The organism is Methylorubrum sp. B1-46 (assembly GCF_021117295.1).
Taxonomy (GTDB): domain Bacteria; phylum Pseudomonadota; class Alphaproteobacteria; order Rhizobiales; family Beijerinckiaceae; genus Methylobacterium.
In genome coordinates, this window is the sequence record NZ_CP088247.1 from 3,936,357 (window position 1) to 3,957,087 (window position 20,731).

Here is a 20,731-nt window from a genome sequence, read left to right on the forward strand (position 1 = left end):
CCGATGGCCACCCCAATCCCCGCCAAAGCGGTCCTCGAATTTACACCTCGTCCGCGGACGCTACCTACCCTTCTGCCGTTGGACGATTGCCTCTACGCGCTCCAGCCCACCCTTCCGCACCTGACCCGCTCGTCGCTGCACCGCTGCCTTCAGCGCCACGGCATCAGCCGGCTGCCCGACGTGGACGGCGACAAACCCAAGCGTTCGCGCTTCAAGGCCTATCCGATCGGATACTTCCACATCGACATCGCACAGGTCAGCACGGAACAGGGCAAGTTGCACCTGTTCGTGGCCATAGACCGCACGAGCAAGTTCGCCTTCGTTCAACTGCACGACAAAGCCACTCAGCGGATCGCAGCGGACTTTCTTCGCGATTTGGTCGCCGCCGTGCCCTACACAATCCACACGGTGCTGACCGACAACGGTATCCAGTTCACCGACGCCAAGCCGGTGAACGAGGAGGCCGAAGCCGCAGCCGCCGCCTTCTGGGCCGAGCGCGACGAGCCACGCATCTACCGCTGGCATGCGTTCGACTGGGCCTGCGAGCAGACCAGGATCGAGCATCGCCTGACCAAGCCGCGCTGTCCGTGGACGACGGATGAGGTTGAACAGTCCCCTTGTTGCGATCCGTGCTATTTTGTTGTCGCCCACGGGCGTGTCAACGGGCACCGAAGTCTCCGCAATTGTGGGCTTTCAAAATTCCCTGGCCGGCGGGTTCGGTGCGGATCGGTGATCAGCCGGCCGTGTGATCGGAGGCAGCCTTTCCGGGTGGACGACCGCGACGCCTGGGTGCGGGCGGCGGAACGATCAGGGCCTTGGAGCGGACGTGCTCGGGGACGAGGTCGGCGTGCTGGCGCAGGCGGTAGCTCGCCCCCTCGATCTGGATCACCACGGCATGGTGGAGGAGTCGGTCGAGCAGGGCTGTCGCCACGACCGGATCACCGAACACTTCGCCCCACTCGGCGAAGCCGCGGTTCGAAGTCAGGATCATCGCCCCGCGCTCGTAGCGCGCGTTGACGAGTTGGAAGAACAGGTTGCCGCCACCGGGGACGACGGGGAGGTAGCCGATCTCGTCCACGACCAGCAGCGAGGCCCGGCAGAGATAGCGGATGCGCTCGCGCAGGGAGCCGTCGCGCTCGGCCTTGGCCAGCGAGGTCACGAGGTCGGCCAGCGTCGAGAACACGACGCTGCGCCCGGCCTTGACCGCCTCGACGGCGAGCGCGATCGCCAGATGGCTCTTGCCGGTGCCGGGTGGTCCGAGCAGATGGACGACCTCGGCCCGGTCGATGAAGGTCAGTTCCGCCAGCGCCAGGACGCGCTCGCGGTCGAGCGAGGGCTGGAAGGCAAAGTCGAACCCGGACAGCGTCTTGATCGTGGTCAGGCGCGCGACCAGCAGGGCGGTCTTCACGCGGCGGTTCTCGCGCAGCGTCAGTTCCTCGGTCAGGATCACGTCGAGGGCGGCCAAGCCGTCGATCTCGCCCTGCTCGATGCGCCGGACCGTCGCGTCGAGCACCTCCAGGGCGCGCGGCATGCGCAGGCCGACCAAGCTGCGCTTGATGCTGTCGAGGGTCGTGGCGACACAGGGGGCGGCGCGGCTCATCGCTGGCCTCCGATCCCGCCGGCGAGCCGTTCGCCGACTGCCTGGTAGACAGCCAGCGAGCGCCGGGCGACGTGATCGCCATGGCGGCCGATCGGCAGACCGTCGGGATGGCCGCGGCGCATGGCCCGAGCGGCCGTGCCTTGCCGATGGTCGGGGTCGATGCGGTACTGCCGTCGTCCCTCCAGGATCGGATGGCTCGCGACGAGCCGGCCACCATCGAGGATGCGGATCGTGTCGGGCAACTGATGCACCTCGACGACGCGCCGGGTCCGATCCGGTACGCTGTAATAGTTGCCACCGATCGAGACGAGGCCATCGTGGCTGACGCGCCGCTCCAGCGTGAGCAGAGCGTCGAAGGGCAGAGCCGGCAAGGGCTGCAACTCGGGCCGCTCGGCGGCGAAGGCTTCCGAGACGATCCGCTGCGTGGTGCCGTGCAAGCGGACGTTGGCGACGGTATCGAGCCAGCTCCGAAGCTGGCGGTTGAGGTCGTCGAGGTCGCGGAAGGAACGTGCGAGGAAGAAGTCCTGGCGGATGTAGGAGAACGGTCGCTCGACCTTCCCCTTGGTCTTGGCCCGGTACGGGCGGCAGGCGCGCGGCAGGAATCCGTAGTGCTGGGCGAGTGCCAGCAGGGATCGGTTGTAGACGATGTGGCCGTCCGCATCCTCGCCGGTGACCGCCGTCTTCATGCGATCGTAGAGGATCTCGATCGGCACGCCGCCGATCGCGGTGAAGGCCTGCATGTGACAGCGCAGCAGCGTTTGCAGGTCCTGATGCAGGACGAAGCGCGCCTCGATGTGCCGGGAATGGCCGAGCACCAGCGAGAACAGCCAGACGATGCAGGTCGTGTCCGGCGCATCCGTGAAGGTGACGAGGAAGCGGGCGAAGTCGACCTGCGCCTGCTGGCCGGCCGGGGTCTCGAAGCGGACCTCGTAGGGCTTGGCCTCGGGCGGCCGGATCGCGGCGGCGAACCGCTTCACCGCGGTGTAGGCACCGGTGTAGCCGCGCTCGCGCAACTCGCGGGTCAGGCGCACGGCACTCAGGTCGGGGAAGGCGGTGATCCGCTCGCGCAGATAATCGAGATAGGGCGCGAGCTTGCTCGGGCGGCCGGGCTGACGCGGGCCGTAGGCCGGCGGCTCGAGGCCGCGCTCGATGTACTTGCGGATCGTCTTCGGATCGCGGCCGGTCCGGCGGGCGATGGCGGAGACGGACAGGCCCTGTCGGTGCAGGTCCAAGATCATGACGAGTTCTCCCAGCAGAACCATCCTCGTCGCTCCCAGCCGATCGGTATCGGCAGGCATGGTGGCTGAGGATGGAAAAGCCCGAGAGGGCGCGGGGCGTCGCGACCCTACGGGCCAGGGCACCGACCAGGGAATTTTCGATGCCCACAATCAGGGAGTATTCAACGCCCGCTGACACGGGCGACCGCGTGACGAAGAGCCGGGTTCGAGGTGCAAGCCCGGCCGCGCCGTCTTCAGAGTCGCTCCTCCTTTGCGGCGCCCGTGGGTACGCGTCGCCCACGCCGGCTCCAGCCCTCGGTCAGGTGTCGGTAGGCGACCTCCGCCTGCTCGACACGCCGTCGCTCCTCCTGTCGGACGCGGGTCAGGTTGTAGGCGTAGGCCGTTCCGCGCTGACCACGCCGTGCCGGCTCGCCCGAGCGCAGCTCCAGTTCCCGCAGCTTCTTGGCGTGGAGCGCCGGACGCACCCAAGCGTAGTCCTCGCCCCGCGTGAGCAGGTGCCAGATGATCACCGCCAGCTTGCGTGCGACCGCCACGGCCGCGACGTGAGGCCCACGCCGCGCCGACACGCGCTGGAAGAAGGCGCGCAGTGGACCGGGCCCCCGCACGGCCTGCCAGGCCGCCTCGACCAACAGCGTGCGGGCGTGGCTGCGCCCCTGCTTGGTGATGCGTCCATGCCGTGGCTTGCCAGATCCGGACTGATGCACACTTGGGTTCAGCCCGAGATAGGCCACGAGCCGATCCGGGCCGGCGAACCGCGCCACGGGTCCGATGGCGGCGATCAGCCCGACTGCGACCACCAGGTCGATGCCCGGGATCGTCATCAGCCGCGTGACGTTCGCGTCGGTGCGGGCCTCGCGCGCCAGTTCACGCTCGACGACCTTCAAGTCCTCGCTCAGCCGGTCGTACTCACGCAGGTGCCGGGCGACGGCATCGCTCTCGTCGCCGGGCAGCGGCTGTGCCAGCAGCCAAGTCCGTCCCCGCGGCCCGAACAGATCGGCGTGGGGACAGGGCGGCACGAGATGCGCATGCAGGATCGACTGCACCATCGTCTTTAGCCGCGTCCGCTGCCGGACGATCTGGGTGCGGCGTGTGACCTGGCGCCGGAGCGCAAGCGTTGCCTCGTCCGGGATCCAGACCTCCGGCAGAAAGCCACTGGCATAGAGCCGCGCCAGCACGGTCGCGTCGATGACGTCGGTCTTGATCCGCGCCTCGGCGATCAGCCGCACTTGGCGCGGGTTGGCGATCACCACCCGGCCGACATGCGGCCGGATCACCTCCGCGACCGCGCTGGCGTTGCCGGTCGCCTCGACCACGACATGGTCGTCGTGCGTCAGCGTCTTGGCAAACGCGGTCAGGTGATCGCGCGTCATGCCGATCCGACCAAGACGCCGGACCGCGCCGTTCTCGAGCATCACCGCCTCGGCGAAAACGCGGTGGATGTCCAATCCCACAACCCGCATGAGCCTGTCTCCTCGTCTCGATTACGGGAGCTGGCGGGCAACACGGCAACTACGGATCCGCGCTCGCAGCGCATCCGGGCGAGCCGCAGGGGCGGCCAGATAACGGCTCGGGCTCGCAGCCCATCGTCTAAGGGTCGGCCTGCCCGCACTCACGTGCTCCCGATGCCCCGTGTCCCGGATGGGCTCACCATAGCGCCGATCCGAAGATCAGCGGAACGCGACGGCACCGAGGGCCATCATGCCGGATAACGGTCAGGTCGAGCGGATGAACCGCACAATCAAAGACGCGACGGTCAAGCGCTACCACTACGACAGCCACGCTCAGCTCCGCGCTCATCTGGCCGACTTCGTCAGCGCCTACAATTTTGCCCGCCGTCTCAAGACCCTGCGCGGTCTCACGCCCTATGAGGCTATCTGCAAGGCATGGTCCGCCGAGCCCAGCCGCTTCAGGGCAAACCCGCTCCACCAAATGCCGGGACCAAACATCTAGCACTACTTTGGCAGACTGAAGGAACGCGGGAGGTTTTCGCGGATTCGCATTCCACGGCTATAAGCGTGGGTGCGCGCGATGTCAGGTGCTGGCGGATGGCGTAAGGATCTGGATCGGTGGCTGCAGCCGTTCGTGGCGGGCCTGTCCCATCCAGCACGCCGGGCGATGTGCCCGCTCTATGTGGCCGGGTTGATCGGCCTCGGTGATCGCAAGAGCGTCCAGCCGATGGCAGCCCGGGCCGATGGCGTCCCTTACAACCGGCTCCACCACTTTATCGCGGCCGGGATCTGGGATGAGGCGCCGCTGCAGCGGGCGCTGCTCGGCGAGGCCGATCGCCTCGTCTGCGGCCTGGATGCGGTCCTGGTCGTCGATGACACCGCGTTGCCGAAGAAGGGCGATCGCTCGGTCGGGGTGGCCGGGGCTGGCCAGAAGGCGCACCGAGTTGCCCAGCGCATCGCCCGCCGCGTGGATCTTGGTGCTCAGGCCGCCGCGAAACCGACCCAGGCCTTGGGCATTCGCCCCCCTTTGACCTTGCGCGCGCCGGCTGCGTGCTGATGCGCGCGCACGATGGTCGAATCGATCATGAGCCAATCCAGATCGGCTTCGCGGGCCAAGTCCGCCAGCATCTGATCCAGCACGCCGCGTGCGACCCAATCGTAGTAGCGCCGCTTCACGGTTCGGTAGTCGCCCAGGCGCTCCGGCAGGTCGTTCCAGCGCCCACCCGAGCGGGCCATCCACAACAGGGCATTAAGGAACCGACGATTGTCCGTCCGCGGGCCGCGCTTCCCCTTCATCCCGCCCGGAACCAAGCCCTGCACCCGCTCCCACTGGTGGTCGCGTAGCCCATCAACCTCAACCGACATGGCCATCTCCATCAGCGGCCAAGATCCTTCTCAAGTCTCGCTTGCCTCAGACTGACTTCCTTGATTCGTCACCGCGACCTAGCGATCTTCTGACGACATTCACCCGAGAGACGCCGGAGCAAGTGGCGCGGTCGCCGCGCATGGTCAGCAATAAAGGGAGGTCGACATGATGTGCCCGGATCAGGGCTGAGCCGAGGCCGTGCAACTAGACGGGGGCGGCGGGATCGGGCGGGCTGCGAGCTCGGTCGCCAGGTTCCGTTCTCGGCCGGTCGCTGCCGCGAGACCTGCCAGCTTCGAAGCACCCCCGCAAAGCGTTGGCGCCAGAAAGCCACCCTCGAGGAACTCATTCCAGGCGTAGATCAGGATCGATCTAAAGGTCGGCACGCGAGCGTTGCCAAGCGCCGCGGTGATCAGGGGGGCGACATCGTTACCCTGCGGCTGCGCGCACCATTCAGGATGCTTGTTGCGCCCCTTGTCGTCGATCACGGGGCGGTAGTCCCAACCCAGACTGACCGGCGGAATGTAAGGCACTCCGGTTTTGTTGGCGACGGACCAATAATACTTGGTGGAGTTCACGCAGTGCGTGAACGGCCTATAGCCGTCGCTGGTCGCCTCCACGTTGCCGAGCGGGTTCCCGTAGGAGCCGAAGGAGTCGAACTTCAGATCTTTGACCAAGTGAGCGCCATCGTTCGCATCGAATGCAAGGGCGACCAGGAACGGCTGCTTACCCACCAATCGGGCGGCGTCTTGGGTTACGGCATCCCGCGTCGCAATTATATTCCGCTCGCCCGCCGGGTCGCGGATGGCGTTCGACGATTCGAGCATCAGCAGGAACACAACCGGTCGCCCATCGCTCGTCCGCGCGAAAGAGCCCTGCCTCACGTAAGTGGCGAACTGCCGCCGAATGCTCTCATTCTCAGTGTAGGATTTGGCGCCGGCCATTACTAAGCTGAAGCGCATGCCGTGCTTGTTCTTGAGCGCAACGAAGTTATCGAGCGGTCGCGAAAACTGGGCCATGATGTTATTGGGCCTGCCGTCGTTGCTGTCTTTCGCATAGAGCCCGAACGCGAAATAATCGACACCGGCCGCTGCGGCGTAGGCTAATTCAGCCTCGGTCGTATCGACCGCGGAAGCATCGATTTTCTTGGTGCCGTCGACGACGTGCGCCCCATAGAACGGTACGCGTCCTACCCATCGCTTGTCGTGAATGTGGGTGGCCCAGGGGCTGTCTGGGAACCAGGCATCCCAGCGGATGACGCCGATCTGAACGTGATCTGCCGCATAGCAGCCGCACGTGCTGCTCGCGAGCATAAGGAGGGCGGCGGCGGTCCGGGTTAGGTTCACTCGTCCATCCTTGCGGTGGATGACGCGCTTTAGATTCGAGACTCAGGGCGCCATCGTCAATCGAGGTTCGGCAAACACTGGTCACGCCTTCGCTACCACAGGGAGCATGACATTTCGGAGTTCCCTTGCAACCCGCCCGGCTCCCGCCGCGGCGGGTTTTTCGTTCCCAGCCTGGTCATCTCACCGATAATCCAGCCCGAAGGCGATGAGGTCACCGGCCAGAGCGCGCCAATCAAGGTCTGGCTTGGCCTTAAAAACCCCCATAGTCCCAATGCGGTCGATGCAATCGCAGTATTTGCCGACCGCGTGATAATTTGGCCTATTCCAATAGTCGTGAATTATCAGCGTTGTGCCACCCTCACAATTGACTAGGGCGTTTAAAAAGCAGGCGACTCGAAAGCGCCCGTCCACGAACACTACGTCCGGCCGATCCTCAATTGATTTCCACACGTTGAGGTAGTAGCTCGGCCACTTAAAGGCATGTTCATGGCCGATCGGTGCGCCCCATTGCCCGGTAGGGCCGATGTCGGCGTGAACGAGTGTGAGACGTACCTCAGCCAGCGCAGGCTGGTTCCGGACCTCCTCTAGGAAGGCTTTGTCGCTCTCCACGCTGGCGATCCGCGGGATGCCGCACTCCGCCGCGAGGACCGTGCTGCCGCCGCAGCCGAACTCCATGAGGAAGGTCTTAGCGCGTAGATGCCGCGCGAGCATCTCCCGCTCCTGCTCGGACATATGCGGCTGCATTCTCTCTGGTGTTCCCACGCCTGAATACTCGCTGTTTTGCGCAAACGCTTCATCGACCAGAGCCCCCGCTGTCTTGCCGACGTCGACGAATGAGCCGCTGGCCCTCTCATCGGAAAAAGAGAGTTTCCCGTCTTTGTAGAAGCGTAGGCAATCGGACGGGAGCTTCTGATCGTCGAAATCTTCCGTGGTCTCGCTCTGGAGGGTTTCCACCTCCTTGACCAGCCGCACGACGGCCGGGTCGCGGCTTTTCGAGACATCAAGCCGAGCAATCTCTTCGAATGACGTGTCCGCGGTAACGACCCCCCGGGCGATGAGCTTGCGCTTGTTAGCGCTCAGCCGCTGCAGGCGCGAGTACTTGTTAAGGTGCAGCAGGGCGATGAAGTTGCCAGGCTTGACAGCGTAGAGGCTTTTCGGGAATTGGACGTTGTGGATGCGGAAGCCCGGCTCCTGGTATCCGGTCGGGACGAACGGCTTGCTCCAGGCATAGCCGTCAATGAAACGCTGCATGCAGTCGCCGACATAGGTTATGTCGCGCCAGCCCGGTGCGCCATAGACCCACACGGTGGGGATGGCCCTGCCTTGAGCATCTTCCAGCATCTCGTCAAGCAACTCTCCGCTCCACTGCCTGGTCGCGATGTCGACCGGGTAAATGAACTCGTCTGTGTCGATGAAGATGCTGTGATTGCAGGACTGGGCCAGGGCGGCGTAGAGGTCTCGGAACAGCCCGCGATCATGAACGACGTTGTGGAAGCCGTTGTTCACGTTGCCCTGGTATCGGAAGACCGTGACCGTACTCGGCAGGCTGCGGTAGATTTCCAGCACCCGCTCATCGGTCGAGCCGTTGTCTGCGATGATGATCCTCTCGGCCCCGACCAAAGGGAGGTGATGTTCCAGCCACATTTGTAGCATTTCGGGATCATCGAGCGTCTTCAGGAGAACCTTGTAGTTCGTGAACACCAACGCGACGCGATCCGCAATCTGCGCACGATCACTGCCCCAATTCAGCACGTCTTCCTCCAGCCCAATCTATTGGCAGTGATCGTGTTGCCCGATGCCCGGCTCAATCCTGCTGGCTCGTGTCCCTGCGCACGATGTAGCGTTGGACGCCCGCAAGTATATTCTCGATAAGTCGCTTGCCGTAATCCTGCGCAGTAGCTGCGGTCTCGCTCGGCATGTTGCTGAAGACGGCATCCTCGCCCTCTAACGTGACCTTCGCGCCAAGCCCATTGAGCCAGTCCAGAGCCCTCGTGCCCCTGCACGGCCTCTTGATCGAGAACGAGCTCGAACGACTTAGCTGAGACCATAATCGCCGCGCTCGCCTCCACCATGTTGTCTGGCATCGGCATGCGAGATCCGGTTTGCGCAGTGGTGTTGGACATCGGTTTTCCAGCGGCAACGAGGCCGCTCGCATCCGTGATCGCCATTGCCTAACCTGTCTGGCTCAGTCTGACTAGATATGGTCCCGGGATGAGGTGGTGCGGGTCGATCCTGAACCGGTCTGGGTCGTTGGTCCAGGCCTGACAGATAGTTTGGAACGGGGTCTTCCAGCGCAGCGACTTCAGGTGCTTGGCGAAGTTGTAAGCCGTGACGAAGGCGAGGACATGTGAACCGCGCCGGGTCTCCCGGAGGCCATTTGGTTTGTGTCAGGCGGCGGCCAAGGCTTGCCCCGCAGCCTGAGTGAGTAGCACGCTTCGGCCTCAGCGGGAGGCACGTTGCCGATCGGTTCGAGAAGCCGGCGGGTGTTGAACCAATCGACCCATTCGAGGGTGGCGAACTCAACCGCCTCGAAGGACCGCCACGGTCCACGGCGATGGATCACCTCGGCCTTGAACAGGCCGTTGACCGTCTCGGCCAGGGCGTTGTCGTAAGAGTCGCCGACGCTGCCGACCGAGGGCTCGACGCCCGCCTCCTCCAATCGCTCCGTGTAGCGCAGGCCCTCCCGCCAGAACGCCTCGAACACCCCAGCCTGCGTCCACTCCTGGAACCGACGATGGGCCGAGGACGAGGAGCAGATCCCGGTGGCGGAAAGCGCGTTCCACTGGCACTCGGCACCAGCATCTGCGCACGGGCGCACATTGCAATGGCACCCCGTCGAGCTATGATTGGCCTCAAACGGCCTCGCTATTCCAAATTCGATGCAGTACTCACGTGACGACCAGCTTCCCGCCAGTGCCGTTTCAAACAATGAATAAAAAACATTGCATCGCGGTCAATGTTTGTCCGTACACCCTTGTAATTATGCAGTATCTAAGGATGGTTTGATGCCGAATATCTCGGATGAGGGCAAAAAATTTTTCCTTTCGGCTTGCTTAATTGCCAAGAACGAGGGCCGATATCTGCTCGAATGGATCGCCTTCCATAAGGCGGTTGGCTTTGATCATTTCTATATTTATGACAACGATAGTTCGGATGATACACGCTCCATTTTGATCAATCTGCAAAAACACGGCTGGTGCACTTATACGCATTGGCCCCGCTCAGCCTTCCCAGACAATCCTCAAGTCAATGCGTATCGACACATGATTTCAGAGTACCATCGGGAGACATCGTGGGTTGCCATCATCGATGCGGACGAATTTGTAATTCCACTCACTTCTGATCGTGTGGATGAAGTGTTGCGAAATAAATTCTCAAATGCAGCATCGGTCCTCTGCAATTGGCGGGTATTTGGCTCCTCTGGGTATGATGAGGACGATGGCCGATTTTGCATCGAACGCTTTCGCAGAAGTTCAGCTGTCGGATATCATAGCAACAACCATGTCAAAGCAATATGTCGCCCCGATTTGGTAGAAATTGCGTTCGTTCATAATCACTACATGAAGAATGGTCCCATCGTTCTTTCCGACGGCTCTAATATGAGCCCCGCACGTAACCAACTTACAACCACTCCAGTTTATGAGCACCTGCAAATAAATCATTATTTTTGCAAGAGCTTTGCAGAGTTTTCAAAAAAAAGAAATAAGGGCTTGGCTGAGCTTCCTCTTGATCACCCAATGGCCACGCGATCAATGGAAATGTTTTCTGATGCAGATCGGAATGAAGTCGAGAATAACTCTGCTTATGTTTTCTTCGATAAAATGATTGAGTGTTATCGGCAGATTGAATTAATGTGTGCGACTGACATTGATAAGGGTAATGCGTCGTCGATTTAATCGAACATGCGTGTGACAACCTCGTGTCTTGTTCTCTTCTATCACAGTACGTCCGAGACAGCGTAGAGGGACGCGCTAGTACTACAGCCGGGTTTTGCGCGACTTACGCTTTTTGATGGATCGTTTGGCTATTCGGGTCCTCCGTCGCCAATGGGCGCGTCTTGCTCGCTGCTGATGGCGTCGTCGCCAGACGGACCAGCGCAGGATCGCGGCGGTGTCGGGCGGAGGCAGGCCGACCAGAGCGGCCAGCAGGCGTCGGATCTCGGGCACGGTCAGGGGCAGCAGATCCGCGGCGAGGTTTATCGTGACCACGCCCCCCGATAGCCGCCCGGCGCAGGGCGGCGAGGTAGGCGTGGGCGAGCATCGCCAGGGTGAAGTGCCGGTGCCAACCGGGATACGAGCGGACCTCGTACTGGTCGAGCCCGACCTCGCCCTTGGCCTGCTCGAAGTTGCTCTCGATCGTCCAGCGCCGGCCGGCGATCCGTACGAGGTCGCAGAGCGGCGTGCCCATTGGTGCGTGGGTTAGGTAGAAGGTCGGCTCGTCCGGATCGGTCAGTGAACGACGGACCAGAAGCGCGCACTGGAAGCCTTGCGCGGCCCCGCGATAAGGGACACAGGGTAATTACCCAGGCCTGTGATGGCAGGGTTCAGGCACCGATGGTTTTGAGGACGGTGCTGAAGGGGCTGCTGCCTGTGATTCGAGCGGTGTCGACGACGGTGCGGATGGCGGCCTCGCCCTCGGCCGCCCACATGGCGCGGTAGCCGTTGGTCACCTTCCGCTGCACGCCGGCCGGACGCAGGAGCCGCTCGGAGCCGTTGTTGGTCGGCTCGACCTTCCCGGGATAGGCGAGGAACACCAAGAGCTGATCGCGCGCGCGGCTGATCTTGGCCTGCAGGTCGCGGGTCAGGTCACAGCGGCTCGGCGTGGCCAGGATGGCGCCGAGTTGCCGATCCAGGCTGCGGCGCTTGGCCGAGAGCGTCGAGGCGGCCAAGTCTGTGACGCGCTCGGCTAGGGCGAAGACGCTCCGCAACCAGAGTTGCAGGCGCCAGGGCACGGGATCGTCGCTGGCCTCGACAGCGTAGGCGACGTCGCGCGCCAGAAGAGCCAGGCAGGTCTGGTGCTCATCCGCGTGGCCCTGTTGGGCCGTGTAGCGATCCGAGATCCACACCGCGGGCCGGTGCCCGTCCATCATCTCGCGCACCACGACAGCGCCACGCGTCGGCGAAGCCGTGTGCACCACGGCCGCGGCTGAGTGGAACAGCCAGTGGTAAGCGTTCGAGCCCTCGATGCGCACGCCGGTCTCGTCGCAGGCGACGACCTCAGCCTTGCGCAGGGTCGCGATGGCCGCGTCGCGACCAGGATGGAAGCAGCCTTGGGCACGCCGGAGCAGGTTCATCAGCCCGCCCTGGCTGAGGGTGAGGCCAAACAGGTCGGAGAGCGCCGCCTGCAGCCGCTTGTACGAGAGCGCCTGAAAGGTCTTGAGGTACGTCGCCACCGCATGCAGCCGCGGACCAAACGGGGTGCCGCGCGCCGCCTCCGGCACCGGTGCGACCACCCGCTCCCCACAGCGCGGGCACCGGACCGCGAGCCGGCGATGCTGCGTCACGACCGGCGCCACCGCGGGCAGCTCGATCTGCTCGGCGACGCTGACGATCTCTGCCGGAAGAGCGGCGTACAGGCTGGCGCCGCAGCACGCACACGCCTCGGGACGATGCTCGACGACCGCATCGGGATCGTCGCTCACGACGCGGCTGTGACCCTCGTGACCGGGCTTGGCGCCGCCGGGCTTGGAGTGCTCCCGCTGCTCCTTGCGATCGGTCGCGGGCGGCTTGGACGAGGTGCGCGACGCCTTCTCTGGCCGCTGCAGACGCAGCACCAGCTCGATCAGCTCTTCGCGGCTCAGCCGTTCAAGGTCGCTGCGGCCCATCTCATGACAGAATCAGCGAAATCCGTCCCGCGCAAGGGCGTGGGTATTTACGACACAGGCCCAGTCGTACAAACGCGGTCCCTTGGCACGGTCATCCGCGCTCAGGCGCTGCCAGAGAGGCGGGGCGTCCCCTGGCCGTGCGTCGAACCTAATCGGCAAACCATTCTGTCACGGGGCGCATGGCCAGCCGCTGCCCCGACGTGACGGTCAGGACGTAACCGATCCGGTGATCTTCCGCCCAGCGGCGGATGGCGCGGTCGCCCCCGTAGACGCTGTCGCCCGCGATCCAGGCAAACGGCAGCTCGGCCGCGCGCGCCCGCTCCAGCATGCCAAGTCCGAGCGCTGGCTTGATTGTCAAACAGCGTTGAACCTTGGGTTCTCCGTCACTTTGTGTGGCGGTGATGCCGCAATCGTTCGATGAACACACCATCCTCGCCTCCGATCGTGCCGACATCGCTCTACAGAAGCCGGGCGAGCCGCCTCGGCGTCGGCGGCTTCCAGGGAGGTGGCGCATCGGCGATCCCGCTGTCGAGTGTATCGGCTCCGGTCCGACGGCGTCGCATCGCCCACGTCCGGACCAGGCGTGGCTTGATTCGAGCGCCGAGCCCGTCGAGTTCACGCGCCAGCGCGGCCCCGTTGCGGCAGCCCTCGGCCCAGCGCCGGTCGAGATAAGCGGGGTAGGGATCAAGGACGCTCGGGCGTGGCGGCTTTGTCCAACTCGGTGGTTCATCCCGGCGCAGCCAGCGCCGCACGGTCTTGCGATCGAGGCCGAGATGGCGCGCGAGGCCCGTCACCGAGGCGCCGGCCGCGTGCAGGCGCAGAAGCTCGGCATAGCGCGCGTGACGGGAAGCGTGCCTTTCCAGCTTGCGCTGTTCGGCTGCCGTGGCCGGACGCGTGCTGTTCGATAGGCTCCGCAACGGCGCGGCGCGTTCGTCCCCAAGCGTCCGAGCCACCGACCGGATCTCGGCGTGGTGACCGTTGACTACCCCTGCAGGGCCTCACCCAGGTTGCGCAGGAGATGCCATCGGTCGAGGACATGCACCGCCTCGGGTGCACCTTGCTGGACGCCCTAGCCGTAGACCTCGGCCCGGTCGCGGGCGACGATCGCCACGCCGGGATGGTGCTGCAGCCATTCGGCCGTGGCGTCGGTATCGCGATCGGGCAGGAGATCCACAATGGCCCGGCGCTCCAGATCGACGATGATCGTGCCGTAGCGTCGCCCGCGCCGCCACGCCCACTCGTCGATGGCGATCACGCGTGGCGACGGCGCGACCGGTATCGGCCCGGCCCGGACCACGCGCAGGAAGGTGGACGCGCTGGCCGGCAGCGCGAGCCGGTGGGCCAGCCGCGCTGCCGGCGCTCCGCCGAGCGCGAGACCGAGATGGCGCTGCACCTGCTGGAGCCGCTGCGAGCGCCGGGCATGCGGGACGGCCACGTCCGGCAGGCTCTCGCTGAAGGTGCGGCGGGGGCAGGCAGGATTGCCGCAGCGCAGGCGGCGCAGGCACACGCGCAGACAGAGTAGGACGTCTTCAAGCGAAAAGGGTGAGGCCCGCCGCTCTCCGTGAGGTCGCGGGTCACCTGCAGGTGGCTTACGACATCAGCGAGCATCGGGCCTGTCGGGCTACCCACTTCGGCCGTCCGTCCCAGCGCTAAACTCAAGCGCAGCAAATCGGGAACGGTACAACCCAACGGAACTGTTCCTTTTGTGTCTCAGATCTACTGTCCGGAAATGAGCTTTATAATCACCACTGATCTGACGCCACAAATCGAAGACCTCAAAATGGCCGGCAATTGCCTCAAAAGCACCAGGCCAATTATAGGGGGATGGTGCTTTACGGTTCTTCACCTCACCGAGCAGAACCTGCAAATAGTAACGGCTCAGGACGACTTCGCTCTCAGCCTCAGCTACGTCCGATAGCGAACGAAATGAATTTCCGTCATGGAAGCGGTAGCGATAGAGAGGCTCGTCGATATAGACAGGTTCCACCTTCGAAATCAGACGCAACATATAATCCCAGTCATGGCAGTATCTGAGATTAATGAAGCCGCCAATCTTTTGTTGCAGTTCTCGGGACAGAAAAATATTTCCCGTAGATGATGAGAGCTGATAGCGCAGAAATCCGAAACTGAGACTTGGAAGATTTTCTATCACACGTCTAGGGTTAAGAGCGATCGATTGTGCAAGTGAGTCACTAAAAATCGAATGCCCGGCGTCATTTACGGGCTCGACATTAGTAAAAGCACATTCGACATTACTCGAACGGCATACTTCGACAAGCCTGCTAATGCGGGAGGGAGCATAAAGATCGTCTGAATTTAGGAGCGAGATATATTCCCCCTCAGCCAAAGCCATCGCTCGATTGAGTGATGCATGAGCCCCCACATTAGCTTCGTTCTGGACAACATGAACTCTCTCGAAACGCGCACGGAACCAGGGTCGCGATGCAAGCCACTGAACCACGCCCAAAGTTTCGTCTGGAGATCGATCATCCACAATCACGAGCTCAATGCGGTCGTAGGTCTGATGGTAGACCGAAAGCATAGTTTCTTCGATGAACGCCTCGTGGCGATAGGCTGGAAGAGCGACGGTCACAAGCGGCATCATCGAACGCTGGTGATCCTTCGTTGAGGTTGAGGGAAGCATCGTGTCAGACAAGGACAATTCTCCATCGGCTGACCGCCTGAAAAGCGCATTCCGAAGCAGCGTACGTCATGGCGAGGACATACTCTCCCGGTGGTACATCCGCCAAACGTGCGACAATGCTGAAGCCGGACCAAAGTGCGTCCTGTGGATTCGCGTTCGCTCCAGCGATAACGTCAGGTCGCTGTGATCTATCCCAAGCCACTGCATAGTGATGTAGTCCTGTTTGACTATCTAGAAGCGTAAAAAAAGAGTTCGTCCGAGGGTCCAAGGGTACGCTCGGGACAAAACTCCATCCTTGCACAGAGAGGTGCTCCTCACGCCGCAAAACATGCCAAGTCCCAGACCAGTATTGATTGATCCGCTCAAGTTCAATGACGCCCGTTGTTATGACTGGTTTGTTTTGAATGCTAATCGGTACCTTATCCGTAAAAATGGATTGTCCCCACGCGATCGATGGGTCTTTTAGTTTGCGCGACAAGAAATCGGTTGAACTTTGCAATCCGCTGAAGCGAGCTTCAAGGGCTTGAAGCACTTGCGGCATTTCCTCGGAGGTCACCTGGTTACGTAAGCGCAAGCCGTCGAGGAGCACGCGCCAATCCGACTGGTCAGAAGTGGCTCGACGGGTAACTTCAAGGAGACTCCGACCGTTTTTCCGGTCTGGCTCGAGATGGGTACCTTCTGCCCACTCATTCCAAGCATTTATGAACACGATCCTTTGGTCACCTACAAAACGGTGCTTAGTGTCCGCAACGACTTGGCGTAGCCATGTTTCGTACAATTCTGGAGTAGCGCCATGAACGATGTTTCCAGCTTTTCCCCGTCGCGATGTGTTGTCCCAAGACGGCATGACCGTCCGGTAGCGCGTGTATGGTGGCTGTGTAATCAGCAAATCGTTCTGAATCACCTGCTGGTAGTCGTAAACGTTTCCGGTAAAATCGCTCGGTAGATCAGGAATTTCGGCATTAATAACTTCAGATACAATTTTGTGCGGTGGAAATTCGACAGCACTATCGCAGCCATGCTGATAGGGTCCATGCGCGCCGAACGTTTCAGCCATACAGATGTGGAGTCCGGGCAGCCCATTTTCTTGAGCAACCGCCTTCCAGGCTGAAAATACCCTCCTCGGGTCAGGCATGAGACCGACCCGATAAATGATGATGATCGGTTGACCATCAACAGTGATGTAGCGAGGGTCCATGATTAGGGGAAGTATATCGTAAATAAACTGTATATCCTTTTCTGGGTCGTGTTCTTGGGCAATCAGAAGTTCGGATTCAGAGCCATCCCACCGGCGCGACCAAGACTCATTTGCCCAGCAGATACAAAATGGAAAATCTGGCTCGCCGGACTCAAGTACCTCCTGCAAGGGACGCTCGAGAATGCGCTGGCCGGAAAACCAGTAGTAATAATAGCAAAAACCGTAAATGCCATGCTCACGGGCTAACTTAGCCTGAGCTTTTCGTGTTTCAGGGAGGCGCAAATCGTAAAATCCTAGATCTGCTGGGATATGGGGTTGATAGTGTCCCTCAAACATAGGTTTTGCGATCGACACGTTATTCCACTCAGTGAAGCCCGGTCCCCACCATGCGTCATTCTCAGCCGTAGGATGAAACTGCGGCAAGTAAAAAGCGATGATTTTGACTTCGCTGTCCAGGCCTCTGCTTTGGGTTAAATCCTGTACCATGTCGGATCGGGCAGCCAGTTTGGTTTTGGTCAAACCCGGATTTGGTTGGAGGAAAGATAACCATTCTCGCGAAGACAGTGGTGGCTTATCTGTAAACGACGGCGCGATCACATAATCCGTACCAATGACGCGGACGCGAAAATCTGGATAGCAATTCGGGTAGTTTTCGGCCAGCGTCTTAAGTAACGCTAGGACCTCGGTTGGGACGCTGTGCCGCAGAGATGAAGCGGCGACAGAGAATCCGCAATTGGCTAAGCGTCCAAGGACTGCTGAGATATCAGGACGTTCGAGGCTGGCGGCCGCAGATCCAATCGATAAGCCCTCAAGTTCAAAAACCACTTCGACTGACTGTAAACTAGTGGCGTTTAACGCCCAACCACTTAGTGCAGTGTCTGAAAATCGGTCTAATACACCTCTATATTGCACTGGGCCACGAAAATCGTGTAGGTCGGCCGTTGTCGCAATAAGAGAATGATAACGCTCGGCTCTGGCAAATATTAGATTTGGTATTGCGCACGCGGCTATCATTTTATTAGTCTGAAAATCGCGCAATTCAACTGGAGCAGTGGCAAGCAGGAATTCAGCAGTTGTCGCTGTCTCAGCGACACCTGTTGTCATAAAATCGCCAAGGCTGAATTTCGCTCGGTACCCACGCACTTCGCGGACTGCTTCAACGGCAGCTATCGTCCGCCCGCTTCGATTCACCAATGCCAATTTGCCGGCGAGTTCTAGTTCGCCCGGCAGCAATAGTGTAACTGATCCGTCGCTAGTTATTGATAATTTATTCTCATTGCCCTGTACAAAATTATTGTGTTCTGCGCAGGGGTCGTAGATAGCAGAAGGCTCGTCAACTTTGCCCTCGTTGCCGGCAGCGGTATTCAGTTTACTTTCCATGATGACCTTGCAGTTCATGATATGATTCCAAATAGTTTCGATTTACTCTGATTCTCGTGACGATTTAGGATTTGCGTTCCTGTGATACATTTGTTACTCGACAGGTTGGCTCTGGAATCGTGCTGATTGAGAGGACAGCCCCTTACTCGGAAGGCTTATGAAACCTTTTCGAGGAGGATTGTGGCGGCGAGTTCGACCAAGGCAAGCGTCGGTGAGGGTTCGTCTCTAGATCACGGGCAAGTCTGCAGCATCAAACGATTCGGTTGATTGCGCGCTCGATCGCTCAATGCCGGGGTTGTACGGCGAAGCCCTTCCAACATTTGTGTGATGTTTCCATGCTCAATTAGACAGCACTGATGGAACTGATTGGTATAAATATGTTTTGATTCATGAATGATTGACGCGCTGCACACGTAATCGATCCCAAGGTGTAACGAAACATTTAGCTGCCATGTAACAAGAGGCTGCCTTATGTTCATGCTCGTGTTGACGTATTTTTCAGGATGCATAATAAGACTCGTGTTTCGATGTCAAAAGTCAGATGGTGCTGGATATGTGACTGGGATCTCCATCCAATTTTTTTCCGACACCTGAATAGGCAAACCCGTGCGTGCGAGCGTCCTCAGGCTGGTAGATGTTACGCAGATCGACGAGGACTGGCTCCGTCATTACTCCGTGTAAGCGCTGAAGGTCGAGTGCACGGAAGGCATCCCACTCCGTCACGATCACCAGCGCGTCCGCCCCTTCCGCGCAGGCATAGGCGTCCTCGGCATAGGCCACGCCCGTCAGCAGAGGGCGCGCCTGCTCCATCCCCTCCGGGTCGTAGGCCACGATCCGCGCGCCGGCATCCTGCAGGCCGGCGATGATCGACAGCGACGGCGCGTCGCGCATGTCGTCGGTGTTCGGCTTGAACGTCAGCCCGAGCAGCGCCACCCGCTTGCCCCGCACCGATCCGCCGCAGGCCGCGATCACCTTACGTGCCATCGCGCGCTTCCTCTGATCGTTGACCGCCACCACCGTCTCGACGATCCGAACCGGCGTGCCGTAATCCTGCGCCGTCTTCACCAGCGCCAGCGTGTCCTTGGGGAAGCACGAGCCGCCATAGCCCGGGCCCGCATGCAGGAACTTCGACCCGATGCGATTGTCGAAACCGATGCCGCGGGCGACCTCCTGCACGTTGGCCCCGACCTGCTCGCACAGGTCGGCGATCTCGTTGATGAAGGTGATCTTGGTGGCGAGGAACGCGTTGGCTGCGTACTTGGTCAACTCGGCTGTGCGCCGTCCGGTGAGCAAGATTGGCGCCTGGTTGAGGTAGAGCGGGCGGTAGACCTCCTGCATCACGGCGGCCGCGCGGGCATCCTCGGCGCCGATGACGATGCGGTCGGGGCGCTTGAAGTCGCCGATGGCGGCGCCCTCGCGCAGAAATTCGGGGTTGGAGGCAACGCCGACATCGAGGTCGGGCCGGGCCTCGCGCAGGATGCGCTCGACCTCGTCGCCGGTGCCCACCGGCACGGTCGATTTGGTGACGACGACGGCGTAGCCGGTGAGCGCCTCGGCGATCTCGCGTGCCGCGGCGTAGACGTAGGAGAGGTCGGCGAAGCCGTCGCCGCGGCGCGACGGCGTGCCGACGGCGATGAAGACGGCCTGGGCGTTCGCCACGGCGGGTTTGAGGTCGGTGGAGAAGGCGAGGCGCTTGGCGCGGACGTTGTCGGCGACGAGCGCGTCGAGGCCGGGTTCGTAGATCGGCATGCGGCCCTCGTTGAGGGCGGCGATCTTGGCGGGATCCTTGTCGATGCAGACGACCTCGTGGCCGAAATCGGCGAGGCAGGCACCCGAGACCAGGCCCACGTAGCCTGACCCAATCATCGTAATGCGCATTTTATATCCTACTGGTAGCGGCGCCGCTGACTTCCCCGAGTGGACGCCATTGCTCGGATCTCCGCAAGGGGCTGTCTCGAGTGCGCTATAGCGTCCAGTGCGCCTCACTACGACCTCAAAGGAGATCTTCCGGTGGTGCAACTTCTCCTGATCGCGAATGAGACGAATGATTTTAACACTATTCTGCTAGGTTCACATCAGCATGTGAACGAGGGCCGGGCGTCGGCAGTGCGAGTAGCGGGTCAGGTGCACGAGGAGCGCGGTGGCGACGCGGCGTCGAACCTTGGGCAGCGTCGTCCGGGGCGGCGGGCCGTGAGTGTGGGTTGGCACATTTTTCCCCCGACCCGCCGGCTCTGCAGGAAGGCGAACGCGATCTGGCACAGGAGCGCGTGGTGATACAGCCCGGTCCAGGAGCGGCCCTAGAGCTGTTGCCGACCGCTGTGAGTCGGTTGGGGGTTTCCTGACGAGATGTGATCTGATTCCCTTTGGACCTCGACAGGAGGATCAATGGGGTCACCGTTGTCATCGGATCTGCGCGAGCGCGTCGTGATGGCCGTCTCCGAAGGCGCCTCACGCCGTCAGGCGGCCGAGCGGTTCGGAGTCAGTCCCGCCAGCGCCGCCACAGGGCCCCTGTCATGTCGAGCGGCTGATCGCCCAGATCGAGGATCCCTCCTCGGACATCCTGCAAGCGGCCCGTGCCTGCCTCGCCGTGCTTGTTGGTACGCTGCGCCATCTGCAGGAGCAAACCGCGGCGCTCGACGACGATATCGCCGCACGCGAAGGCCGACGAGACGGCCCGGCGGCTGATGAGC

General features: G+C 61.6%; 13 protein-coding genes and 11 pseudogenes. 6 read left to right on the forward strand and 18 right to left on the reverse strand.

What is annotated here, in order from left to right; all coding sequences use genetic code 11:
• Nucleotides 1-66: 66 nt before the first annotated feature.
• Nucleotides 67-612: pseudogene (locus LPC10_RS18305) on the forward strand (DDE-type integrase/transposase/recombinase); the annotation flags it as partial.
• 121 nt (nt 613-733) lie between these two features.
• Here LPC10_RS18305 and istB read toward each other — a convergent pair.
• From istB to LPC10_RS18320, 3 genes are all read right to left on the reverse strand, one after another.
• A complete protein-coding gene (gene istB / locus LPC10_RS18310) occupies nt 734-1,600 on the reverse strand; it encodes an IS21-like element ISMex13 family helper ATPase IstB (RefSeq protein ID WP_003602200.1) in 867 nt (288 codons plus the stop codon).
• Complete coding sequence (gene istA, locus LPC10_RS18315) at nt 1,597-2,862, reverse strand: IS21-like element ISMex13 family transposase (RefSeq protein WP_003602196.1); 1,266 nt, start codon at nt 2,860-2,862, stop codon at nt 1,597-1,599. Before istA ends, istB begins: the two co-directional genes overlap by 4 nt.
• A gap of 209 nt (nt 2,863-3,071) precedes the next feature.
• On the reverse strand, nt 3,072-4,298 hold the full coding sequence (locus tag LPC10_RS18320; RefSeq protein WP_231343840.1) for an IS110-like element ISMch4 family transposase: 1,227 nt from the start codon (nt 4,296-4,298) through the stop codon (nt 3,072-3,074).
• Nucleotides 4,299-4,545: 247 nt separating this feature from the next.
• On the opposite strand from LPC10_RS18320, the pseudogene LPC10_RS18325 reads away from it, so the two are divergent.
• Together LPC10_RS18325 and LPC10_RS18330 are read left to right on the forward strand one after the other, a co-directional pair.
• Nucleotides 4,546-4,788 (forward strand): annotated as a pseudogene (locus LPC10_RS18325) (integrase core domain-containing protein); the annotation flags it as partial.
• A gap of 78 nt (nt 4,789-4,866) precedes the next feature.
• Nucleotides 4,867-5,205 (forward strand): annotated as a pseudogene (locus LPC10_RS18330) (transposase); the annotation flags it as partial.
• On the opposite strand, the pseudogene LPC10_RS18335 reads toward LPC10_RS18330, so the two are convergent.
• The 6 genes and pseudogenes from LPC10_RS18335 to LPC10_RS18360 form a co-directional block, all read right to left on the reverse strand.
• Nucleotides 5,203-5,651 (reverse strand): annotated as a pseudogene (locus tag LPC10_RS18335) (IS5 family transposase); the annotation flags it as partial. The pseudogenes LPC10_RS18330 and LPC10_RS18335 overlap by 3 nt on opposite strands.
• Nucleotides 5,652-5,831: 180 nt before the next feature.
• Nucleotides 5,832-6,995, reverse strand: a complete 1,164-nt coding sequence (locus LPC10_RS18340; RefSeq protein ID WP_231343841.1) for a hypothetical protein — start codon at nt 6,993-6,995, stop codon at nt 5,832-5,834.
• Nucleotides 6,996-7,175: 180 nt separating this feature from the next.
• Complete coding sequence (locus LPC10_RS18345) at nt 7,176-8,747, reverse strand: glycosyltransferase family 2 protein (protein ID WP_231343842.1); 1,572 nt, start codon at nt 8,745-8,747, stop codon at nt 7,176-7,178.
• Nucleotides 8,748-9,166: 419 nt separating this feature from the next.
• Nucleotides 9,167-9,346 (reverse strand): annotated as a pseudogene (locus LPC10_RS18350) (IS481 family transposase); the annotation flags it as partial.
• Nucleotides 9,298-9,672, reverse strand: a pseudogene (locus tag LPC10_RS18355) (integrase core domain-containing protein); the annotation flags it as partial. The pseudogenes LPC10_RS18350 and LPC10_RS18355, both read right to left, overlap by 49 nt.
• Nucleotides 9,649-9,783, reverse strand: a pseudogene (locus LPC10_RS18360) (IS5/IS1182 family transposase); the annotation flags it as partial. The pseudogenes LPC10_RS18355 and LPC10_RS18360, both read right to left, overlap by 24 nt.
• A gap of 217 nt (nt 9,784-10,000) precedes the next feature.
• Between LPC10_RS18360 and LPC10_RS18365 the strand changes: the two are divergent.
• Entirely contained in the window at nt 10,001-10,891 is an 891-nt protein-coding gene (locus LPC10_RS18365; RefSeq protein ID WP_231343843.1) for a glycosyltransferase family 2 protein, read from the forward strand.
• Nucleotides 10,892-10,994: 103 nt separating this feature from the next.
• Here LPC10_RS18365 and LPC10_RS18370 read toward each other — a convergent pair.
• From LPC10_RS18370 to LPC10_RS18390, 5 genes and pseudogenes are all read right to left on the reverse strand, one after another.
• Nucleotides 10,995-11,507: pseudogene (locus LPC10_RS18370) on the reverse strand (IS701 family transposase); the annotation flags it as partial.
• Nucleotides 11,508-11,538: 31 nt separating this feature from the next.
• On the reverse strand, nt 11,539-12,819 hold the full coding sequence (locus LPC10_RS18375) for an IS66 family transposase (RefSeq protein ID WP_231343844.1): 1,281 nt from the start codon (nt 12,817-12,819) through the stop codon (nt 11,539-11,541).
• Nucleotides 12,820-12,870: 51 nt separating this feature from the next.
• A pseudogene (locus LPC10_RS18380) lies at nt 12,871-13,168 on the reverse strand (IS701 family transposase); the annotation flags it as partial.
• 109 nt (nt 13,169-13,277) lie between these two features.
• Nucleotides 13,278-13,772 (reverse strand): helix-turn-helix domain-containing protein, encoded by a 495-nt coding sequence (locus LPC10_RS18385; RefSeq protein WP_231343845.1) that lies wholly within the window; start codon nt 13,770-13,772, stop codon nt 13,278-13,280.
• 116 nt (nt 13,773-13,888) lie between these two features.
• The gene (locus tag LPC10_RS18390) at nt 13,889-14,326 is read right to left on the reverse strand and encodes a transposase (protein ID WP_231347087.1); all 438 of its coding nucleotides are present in this window, start codon (nt 14,324-14,326) and stop codon (nt 13,889-13,891) included.
• A gap of 20 nt (nt 14,327-14,346) precedes the next feature.
• Here LPC10_RS18390 and LPC10_RS18395 point away from each other — a divergent pair.
• Nucleotides 14,347-14,469 (forward strand): annotated as a pseudogene (locus tag LPC10_RS18395) (IS3 family transposase); the annotation flags it as partial.
• Here LPC10_RS18395 and LPC10_RS18400 read toward each other — a convergent pair.
• The 4 genes from LPC10_RS18400 to LPC10_RS18415 all read right to left on the reverse strand — a co-directional run bounded on the left by LPC10_RS18400 (nt 14,441) and on the right by LPC10_RS18415 (nt 20,249).
• On the reverse strand, nt 14,441-15,463 hold the full coding sequence (locus LPC10_RS18400) for a glycosyltransferase family 2 protein (protein WP_370644733.1): 1,023 nt from the start codon (nt 15,461-15,463) through the stop codon (nt 14,441-14,443). The pseudogene LPC10_RS18395 and the gene LPC10_RS18400 sit on opposite strands and share 29 nt — an antisense overlap.
• A 4-nt stretch (nt 15,464-15,467) precedes the next feature.
• Nucleotides 15,468-18,059: a glycoside hydrolase family 99-like domain-containing protein gene (locus tag LPC10_RS18405; RefSeq protein WP_231343846.1), complete on the reverse strand. Its 2,592-nt coding sequence runs from the start codon at nt 18,057-18,059 to the stop codon at nt 15,468-15,470.
• Between the two features lie 519 nt (nt 18,060-18,578).
• On the reverse strand, nt 18,579-19,919 hold the full coding sequence (locus LPC10_RS18410; protein WP_231343847.1) for a UDP-glucose/GDP-mannose dehydrogenase family protein: 1,341 nt from the start codon (nt 19,917-19,919) through the stop codon (nt 18,579-18,581).
• 192 nt (nt 19,920-20,111) lie between these two features.
• Complete coding sequence (locus LPC10_RS18415; RefSeq protein ID WP_231343848.1) at nt 20,112-20,249, reverse strand: hypothetical protein; 138 nt, start codon at nt 20,247-20,249, stop codon at nt 20,112-20,114.
• A gap of 177 nt (nt 20,250-20,426) precedes the next feature.
• On the opposite strand from LPC10_RS18415, the pseudogene LPC10_RS18420 reads away from it, so the two are divergent.
• Nucleotides 20,427-20,540 (forward strand): annotated as a pseudogene (locus LPC10_RS18420) (IS630 family transposase); the annotation flags it as partial.
• Nucleotides 20,541-20,731 lie beyond the last annotated feature (191 nt).